This is a genomic window from Nocardia sp. NPDC005745, from assembly GCF_040630775.1.
Lineage (GTDB): Bacteria > Actinomycetota > Actinomycetes > Mycobacteriales > Mycobacteriaceae > Nocardia.
The window spans coordinates 1-7,063 of the sequence record NZ_JBEXYF010000076.1 but is presented as its reverse complement, the minus strand read 5'-3'; the positions used below and the strand labels follow the sequence as shown (position 1 = coordinate 7,063).

Genomic DNA, 7,063 nt, shown 5'->3' with positions numbered 1-7,063 from the left:
GGGGCAAGGATTCCCTGATGTCGCGACCCCCGCACATCACCTCGGGACGAAAGGCGGTTCGTCGGCTCCTGCCGTGGCGGTCGGCGTGACCGTGCGGCCAGGAGTTCGACCGAGCCGACCCAGCTGCCGTCGGTCCTGTCAACCGCACTTCGGTCGTTGATCTACGGGTCTGATGTTTATGGGGGTGCATCAAGTCGAGGAGCAAAGGCGCGCGCTTCGTGACGGGCGTATCGAGCTGCCGGCAATCGGGAGTGTGCAGCAGGTCGGGCCGCTTCCAGGAGCATTTCGACAAACGCAAAGTCGAACTCGGATCGTGTGGACGGCCCTACGCCACACCGTGCAGCCACGAACATGCCTGCATCCGCTGTCCCATGCTCCGCGTCGATCCGCGAATCATGCACAGAATCAACGACATTGAAACCGACCTTGAACAGCGCCGCCATGGCCTTCCTTCGCCGCAAATGTGAAGAGGCCAGCCGGCTGGTCAACCGCACCACAGCACTCGGGACCCCAGGGGGCGCTGCCCACCGGTAGTCAGTGGCTCGGCAAGATGTGGGCGAGGAATGCGGTCGTATCGTGGCGGGCTTGCGGCAAGAGCGTGAAGTGGTTTGCTGCGGGGTAGAGCATCAGGCGGCTGTCGAGGTTGCTCTGGTGAAGTTGTTGCTGGAGCAGGATCGTGGTCGGCATCGGCTGCACGTTGTCGGCTCCGCCTTGCAGAATCAGCAGAGGCCGGTTGTAGCCGGTGGTGGGTGCGGCCATGTAGTCGCGCAGTGCGGCGGTCAGTGCCGGGTCGGACAGAGGTTTGGTGAACAACTGGCCGAAGGGACGACCCGCGAGGGCTTCTTCCGCCGATTTCAGGCAGCCTTGGCCGGACTCCGCGATGGCGAGCACCTGTTTGCCCCGTTCGCTCAGGTAGTCGGTGACCGCCAGTTCCGGACGCGCATGGTCGAGTCCGGCCAGGACCATCAAGACCCTGATCTGTAGTCCCGCGGGAAGTGGCACAGCCAGGTCCGGTCCGGAAAGCGCGGAGATCAACTGCTCGTAGTTGCTTGTCGGAGCGAAGGCGGCGGTGCCGCGCAGATCGAGTTCCGGTGCGTAGCTCGACGACAATTGCGCCGCGTGCAGCACCGCATGCCCGCCGATGGAATGCCCGGCCAGCGCATAGGAATTCGATATCTCAGAGTCGACGAGGCGGCTGGCGCGGACGATATCGAGCACCGCGTGCCCTTCGGCGCGTCCGGCCAGATACTCGTAGTGACCCGAGGCGCCGAGCCCGATGTAATCCGTGGCCGCCACGGCGTAGCCCTGGGCCAGATAGTCGGACAGCTGCGGTGTTTCGTCGTGCGTATCCGCGATGCCGCCCATGAGATTGGGTGCACAACCCTGTGCCATCTCGCTCGTGCCGTGCGCCCAGGACACCACCCGCCACCCGCCCGGCGGAGGAGTCCCCGCGGGCAGGTAAACATTTCCGCCGCTGATCTCCGGCTCGCCGTCCCGACCGGTGGTCCGGTAGACGAGCCGATACCCCTCGCCCGCCGCGGGAATCAGCTCCGCCGCCTCCAGCGACCGGGACGACACGATGGTTCCGGGGCTGCTCGAAGCCGCCGGTTCGGCCGCTGCCACTCCTGCGACCGGTATCGAACATCCGGCGACCAGCAGTGCCGAGATCGCGCGTCGTACGGCGATCCGCACGCCTGGGCCGGTTGTCGTATTCCGCATGGAACACCTCTCACGAAATGGGTTGAACGGAAGGAAGTTGCCGGGTATCGCCGCGTCGGCGACCGGCCGCGTAGCCGTCAACCGGCGGCCGGGCCAGCAGGTGGGTACGGAGGTAGTCGAGGATCTCGGCGCGAGCCGGCCGGGCCGCGGGAACCAGTCCGGGCATGGAAAGGAAGGCGTGCACCGCTTCCGGATAGCGCGTCAGCGTGGCGTCGCCGCCCGCTTGCCGCAGGCGGTCGGCGTAGGCAGGGGCTTGGTCGGCCAGCGGGTCCAACCCTGCGGCCTGGATGAGTGCCGGGGCCACCCCCGCGAGGTCGTCACGCAGCAGTGGGGTGATCGTCGCGCGATCGAACCGGTCGGGAATTGCGAAACGCAGCATGGCACGGCAGAAGGCCGGCGTCGGGCTCGGTGCGTCCGCGTTCTCGGTGAACGAGGGGTAGTCGAAAATACGGTCGGTCCAATCGAGTTGCGGATTTATCAGCACCTGCGCCCGTACCGCCAGCCCGAGTTCGGGGGCGTGGATCGCGGTGAGCGCCGCGAGTGTGGCTCCCGCGCTGGCGCCCAGCAGGGCGATCCGGTCGGGGTCCGCGCAGAACGCCGGGGCCGATTCGGCCAGTTGGACTGCGGCGTCGTGGGCGTCTTCGACGAATGCGCCGATCCGATGTTCGGGGGCCAGCCGATAGTCGACGGAGGCGACCACGGCCGGAAGGTTCGCCGCCAGGTGCCCGAGCAGCCAATCATCCTGGTCCGGTGCGCCGCCGAGGAATCCGCCGCCGTGGAACGCAATGATCAAAGGCAGCGCCGAGTCTTCCCGTTCAGGGTGGTAGACCCGCACGTCCACACGTCGTTGCGGGAGATCGAGTGTGTGCGTGGTGATGGGTGCGCGCTGATCGGGCTTGCCGGTGACCAGCCTGCCCAGTGCTGACCGGCGCTTGCGGGCCTGTACCTCACGTAGCGCGATGACCTGTTCGGGGGTGATCGAATCCCAGTCCGGCTCGGTGGTGAGCGCGGTCAGAATGCGCACTCGCAGTGGAACTTTGCCTCTCCTGCCGTCGATTCTCGATCCGGCGGGCACGTTCCGCGTCCGTCGGCTATCGGCACTGGCTACGCCGGTCTGCGTACGCAGCTCGCGAAGGTCTGCGCGGGAGGTCGTAGTCGCGCGCACGTCGGCGAAGACCGAGCCTGCGTGGGCGGCTGTGCCGGACGAATGCGGTCGGCGGCGTCGAGAGCTGCCGTGACTACGACTGGGTCAGCCCGGTCTGGTAGGCGATGACGACCAGTTGGGCGCGGTCGCGTGCGCCCAATTTCACCATCGCCCGGCTGACTGCGTGCGCGCGGTGGCCGGGCTGAGGAACAGGGCGGCACCGATCTCGTCATTGCTCATTCCCTGGCCGACCAGTGCGAGCACTTCGCGCTCCCGGTCGGTCAGCACGGCGAGTCGGTCCGCAGCGGACTCGGCCGCCTGGCGTTGCGCGGTGAACTGGCCGATGAGGCGGCGGGTGATTCGCGGTGCCAGCAGGGCGTCGCCGTCGGCGATCACCCGGATGGCGTGCAGCAGTTCGGCGGGTCCCGCGTCTTTGAGCAGGAATCCGCTCGCACCTGCCCGCAAGGCTTCGAAAACGTTCTCGTCGGTGTCGTAGGTGGTGAGGATCAGCACCTTCACCTGTTCCAGCCCGTTGGTCTCGGCGATGCGGGCCGTAGCGCGGATCCCGTCGAGCGATGGCATGCGGATATCCATCAGAACCACGTCGGGGCGGGTCGCGCGGGCCAATTCGACAGCTTCGGCGCCCGTGGTGGCCTCGCCGACCACCGCGATGTCGTCCTCCAGGTCGAGGAGAACTTTGAAACCGGACCGCACGAGGCGTTCGTCGTCGGCGAGCAGCACCTTGATGGGCGGCCGCGGCGTCGTCGGATTCACCGGTGCGATCCCATCGGGGCGAGTGGCAGGTGAGCGCTCACTTCGAACCCGCCCCCGGGACGTGGCTCGGCCTCGAGTTCACCGCCGAGCAGCCGGCAGCGTTCCCGCATTCCGGTGATCCTCCGGCCGACCGCGGCAGTGCGCACCGCTGTGGGTCGACACCTTCGATGTTCGTCCCGGAGAAGTCTGGGAAGTCGTGTTTCGGGCCTCGATCGATTAGATGATGGCGGCCCTCGACGGACAGCGGTGCGTTGGCGTGAGTCATCGAATCACGGCTCGTGCTCCCAGCAGGAGTGCGGCGGTCGCTTCCGGGGCCTCACGCATTGCGTCGTGGCCTGTTGGTAGGTCGTGGACTTGCCATTCGGGATCGGCTTCGAGGCGGGCACGGAGTTCACTGAAAGGTGTGCCGTCTTCCCAACCGGAACAGTAGATGAACTCGCGGCGTGGGACCTGGTCAATGGCCCCGGTGAGGCGAACCGATTGTAGGAACGAGGCGAGTGGATGGGGCCGGCGGCGGGAGTCGCCGCCTTCCGGGGGATGGACCGCGTAGCCGGTGGTCACGGCACCAGCGACAAACGCCTGCCGGTAGCGCTCGGTCGTTGACGACCAGCACGATTCGCCGTTGCGCGGGACGTAGGCGTCAAGGTGAACCAGTCGTGCGACGCGGCCACCCGCGCGTTCGGCAGCGGCCGCGATTACCATCCCGCCGTAACTGTGGCCGACCAGCGTCGCGCTGCTGATGTTACCGCGATCGAGGAGTCGCAACACGTCGGCGGCGTGGGTGTCCAGGTTAGTAGTCGCAACCGTGGCGCTGTCATCATCGGGCCGAAGACCGGTCAAGGTCAGAGCGTGAACGCGGTGACCGGCGCGCTCCAAAAGCGGAACCACTGCCTCGAAGGACCAGGATCCGTGCCATGCGCCGGGTACCAGAATGAACGTTGCCATGAGTCGATGATCGCCATCAGCCATGCGGCGCGCCACCGATAGAATGCCATGTTATGCCCGACAGCCGCCAAACCCTTGAGTCCGTCGCGAAGGCGCTGCTCTGGCCGTCCGGGGGAATGCACCTGTGGCCTTCCGGTGCAACGAGCACCCTGCATTCGCACCCGCGTGGGCACCTCGTTTACGCAGCCCGAGGCGTCCTGGCTGTCCACACTGAGCGCGGCACCTCGATCGTGCCCTCCAACCGCGTGGCCTGGACCCCAGCCGGCTTCGCGCATCGCCACCGCGCCCATGGCCAAACCGACATGCGCATCCTGTTCCTGCCGACGCCGCTAACGCGGCTGCTGCCCGAGCAGCCCGTCGTGTTCACCGTCTCCGATCTGGCTCGCGCCGCCCTGCTCACCCTCACCGGCTCCCGCGTCCACGACGCCGTCGCATCGAGCTTCGACCGTGGCCCGCTCGCTCGCGTCCGCCGAGTCCTCGTCGACGAGCTGCATCAGGCTCACGAACAGCCGCTGAACCTGCCGGAACCGCGTGACGACCGGCTGCAGGCCATCGCGCGGATGCTTTACGAGCAACCCTCCGACAACACCCCGCTGACCGAACTCGGCCTGTCGATCGGAGCCAGCGCCCGCACGCTCAGCCGACTGTTCCATGACGAACTCGGCATGACCTTCCACCAGTGGCGCACCCAGCTGCGCATCTATCACGCCCTCGTGCTGCTCGCCGACGGCCACGACACAACATATGTCGCACAGGCCTGCGGATGGGCCAACCCCAGCCACTTCATCACCACGTTCACCAACATCATCGGCACCACCCCCGGCCGCTATCGAAACGGACGCGGACGCGCGGACGCGACTCCCTAGCTCTGGCCCCCACGATGCCCTGCGCATCGATCCAGCTCATAGCGGGCTCGTGTCACCGACCTCCTGGCCAGCAACACCTAGACGAGTAAGTCCGAAGTCCGGTCAGTGGTCATAGGCGATCAGTGACCGGGTGATCGGCGTGCCGATGGTGTGGTTGTGCCAGATCGCGGCAGCCATCGCCAGCACACGCTGGGCGACGCGGATTGCCACGCCCTGGCAGCAGCGTCCGCCGTGGTCTTCCAGGTCGAGCCGGCCTTTGAGGGTGTCGTTGACCGACTCGATCAGCTGTCGGACCTTCTTCAGCAGTGGTTCACCGTGGCGGGTCTTCTCGTTTTTGCGCGATGGGCGCAGCATGGTGATCCCGTACTCGCCCATCATGGTTTCGAACTCGCGGCCCGCGAAACCCTTGTCACAGATCAGCAGGATGCCCTCGTGCTCGGCGGCCACGTCCGCGTCGACTTCGAGCATGGCCGAAAGGACTTCGCGTTCAACGATTTTCGGATCTGCCATCGCCCACAGGATCGGCATCCCGGCGGGAGTGCACACCAGATACAGTTTCAGTCCCCGGTAGAAGCGGGAGTGGGAGGCGCAGTAGCCGTAGCCCGCCCACCCGGCTAACTCCGAGCGCTTCACCGTCGGGCGCGACATCCCGCACGGCACCGGGGTCGAGGTGCCGGGCCAGTTCGGCGGCGACGTAGTCGAGCCGGGACCCGATTCCGAGCTGGCACCGGCACGGCGAACAGGCGCTGCGCGACAGCGGCCTGGCGTGGACCATCCTCGGCCCACTCGGCTTCATGGCCAACGCGCTGCACTGGGCCGGGTCGATCCGCAACCAGGACAGCGTGTTCGCCACCTGCAGCCACGGCCGCGTCGCCGTCATCGATGAACACGACATCGCATCCGTCGCCGCGACCGTGCTCACCAGCGACGGTCACGACGGACAGACCTACCTGCTCAGCGGACCGGAGGCGTTGACCCCCGCCGAGATGACCGCGATTCTCGCGGACGTGCTGGGCCGCCCGCTACGGTTCGTCGAAGTCGAACCGGCCCGCGCGCGTCAGACGATCCTGGACCACGGCCAGTCCGAACTCATGGCAGACGCCATCATGGCGCTGCGCGCCACCGCACTGGATTCGTTCACCTCCACTGTGCACCCCACGGTCCAGGACATCACCGGCGTCCGGCCGAACTCCTTCCGCGAGCGGTCCATCCGGCACACCACGGACTTCGCCTGACACACCGGAAGCCCGATCGGACACACCGGAAGCCCGATCGGACACACCGGAAGCCCGATCGGACACACCGCCAGGTCATCCGCCTCCACCACCAGCACCACTTGGCATATTGTAAACGCGTGTGTATCGTAAGCAGCCACGTATTATATCGGGAAGTCATCCGACGGTCGCCATCGAGGATGCGCCTTACGTATGGTCGGAGATGATCAAGAAAGGACCCGTCTGGTGGGTCACTACAAGAGCAACGTTCGCGATCTGGAGTTCAACCTCTTCGAGGTGCTCGGCCTAGTACTCCAGCCGCACTTCGTTATGTTGTGCCTGTCTTCGCTGGTAGTGGGCCTGTTTGGCGCGGTGTTGATGTCTTCGTCGCCAGGTCGACC

Annotated in this window: 6 protein-coding genes and 2 pseudogenes; 3 read left to right on the top strand and 5 right to left on the bottom strand. The window is 66.5% G+C overall.

All coding sequences use genetic code 11. From position 1 onward, the window contains the following. Window positions 1-534: 534 nt before the first annotated feature. The 4 genes and pseudogenes from ABZ420_RS35710 to ABZ420_RS35695 all read right to left on the bottom strand — a co-directional run bounded on the left by ABZ420_RS35710 (window position 535) and on the right by ABZ420_RS35695 (window position 4,582). On the bottom strand, window positions 535-1,719 hold the full coding sequence (locus ABZ420_RS35710) for an alpha/beta fold hydrolase (protein WP_357132542.1): 1,185 nt from the start codon (window positions 1,717-1,719) through the stop codon (window positions 535-537). A 10-nt stretch (window positions 1,720-1,729) separates the two neighbouring features. After that, window positions 1,730-2,743 carry an alpha/beta hydrolase gene (locus tag ABZ420_RS35705; protein ID WP_357132539.1) on the bottom strand — a complete coding sequence of 338 codons (1,014 nt, stop codon included), beginning with the start codon at window positions 2,741-2,743 and terminating at the stop codon, window positions 1,730-1,732. A 214-nt stretch (window positions 2,744-2,957) separates the two neighbouring features. Beyond that, a pseudogene (locus ABZ420_RS35700) lies at window positions 2,958-3,637 on the bottom strand (response regulator transcription factor). Between the two features lie 261 nt (window positions 3,638-3,898). Then, a complete protein-coding gene (locus ABZ420_RS35695; protein WP_357132536.1) occupies window positions 3,899-4,582 on the bottom strand; it encodes an alpha/beta hydrolase family protein in 684 nt (227 codons plus the stop codon). Window positions 4,583-4,635: 53 nt separating this feature from the next. On the opposite strand from ABZ420_RS35695, the gene ABZ420_RS35690 reads away from it, so the two are divergent. After that, window positions 4,636-5,448 (top strand): helix-turn-helix transcriptional regulator, encoded by an 813-nt coding sequence (locus ABZ420_RS35690; protein WP_357132533.1) that lies wholly within the window; start codon window positions 4,636-4,638, stop codon window positions 5,446-5,448. 102 nt (window positions 5,449-5,550) lie between these two features. Here ABZ420_RS35690 and ABZ420_RS35685 read toward each other — a convergent pair. Continuing rightward, window positions 5,551-6,117: pseudogene (locus tag ABZ420_RS35685) on the bottom strand (transposase); the annotation flags it as partial. Window positions 6,118-6,242: 125 nt separating this feature from the next. On the opposite strand from ABZ420_RS35685, the gene ABZ420_RS35680 reads away from it, so the two are divergent. Both ABZ420_RS35680 and ABZ420_RS35675 read left to right on the top strand, forming a co-directional pair. Then, the gene (locus ABZ420_RS35680) at window positions 6,243-6,683 is read left to right on the top strand and encodes a hypothetical protein (RefSeq protein ID WP_357132530.1); all 441 of its coding nucleotides are present in this window, start codon (window positions 6,243-6,245) and stop codon (window positions 6,681-6,683) included. Window positions 6,684-6,875: 192 nt separating this feature from the next. Then, a partial coding sequence (locus ABZ420_RS35675; RefSeq protein WP_357132528.1) for an acyl-CoA dehydrogenase N-terminal domain-containing protein occupies window positions 6,876-7,063 on the top strand: 188 nt, incomplete at its 3' end.

Coding starts and splice junctions, on each gene's coding strand:
- ABZ420_RS35695 (WP_357132536.1), bottom strand. CDS start 4,582: ATGGCAACGTTCATTCTGGTACCCGGCGCATGGCACGGATCCTGGTCC.
- ABZ420_RS35710 (WP_357132542.1), bottom strand. CDS start 1,719: ATGCGGAATACGACAACCGGCCCAGGCGTGCGGATCGCCGTACGACGC.
- ABZ420_RS35680 (WP_357132530.1), top strand. CDS start 6,243: ATGGCCAACGCGCTGCACTGGGCCGGGTCGATCCGCAACCAGGACAGC.
- ABZ420_RS35690 (WP_357132533.1), top strand. CDS start 4,636: ATGCCCGACAGCCGCCAAACCCTTGAGTCCGTCGCGAAGGCGCTGCTC.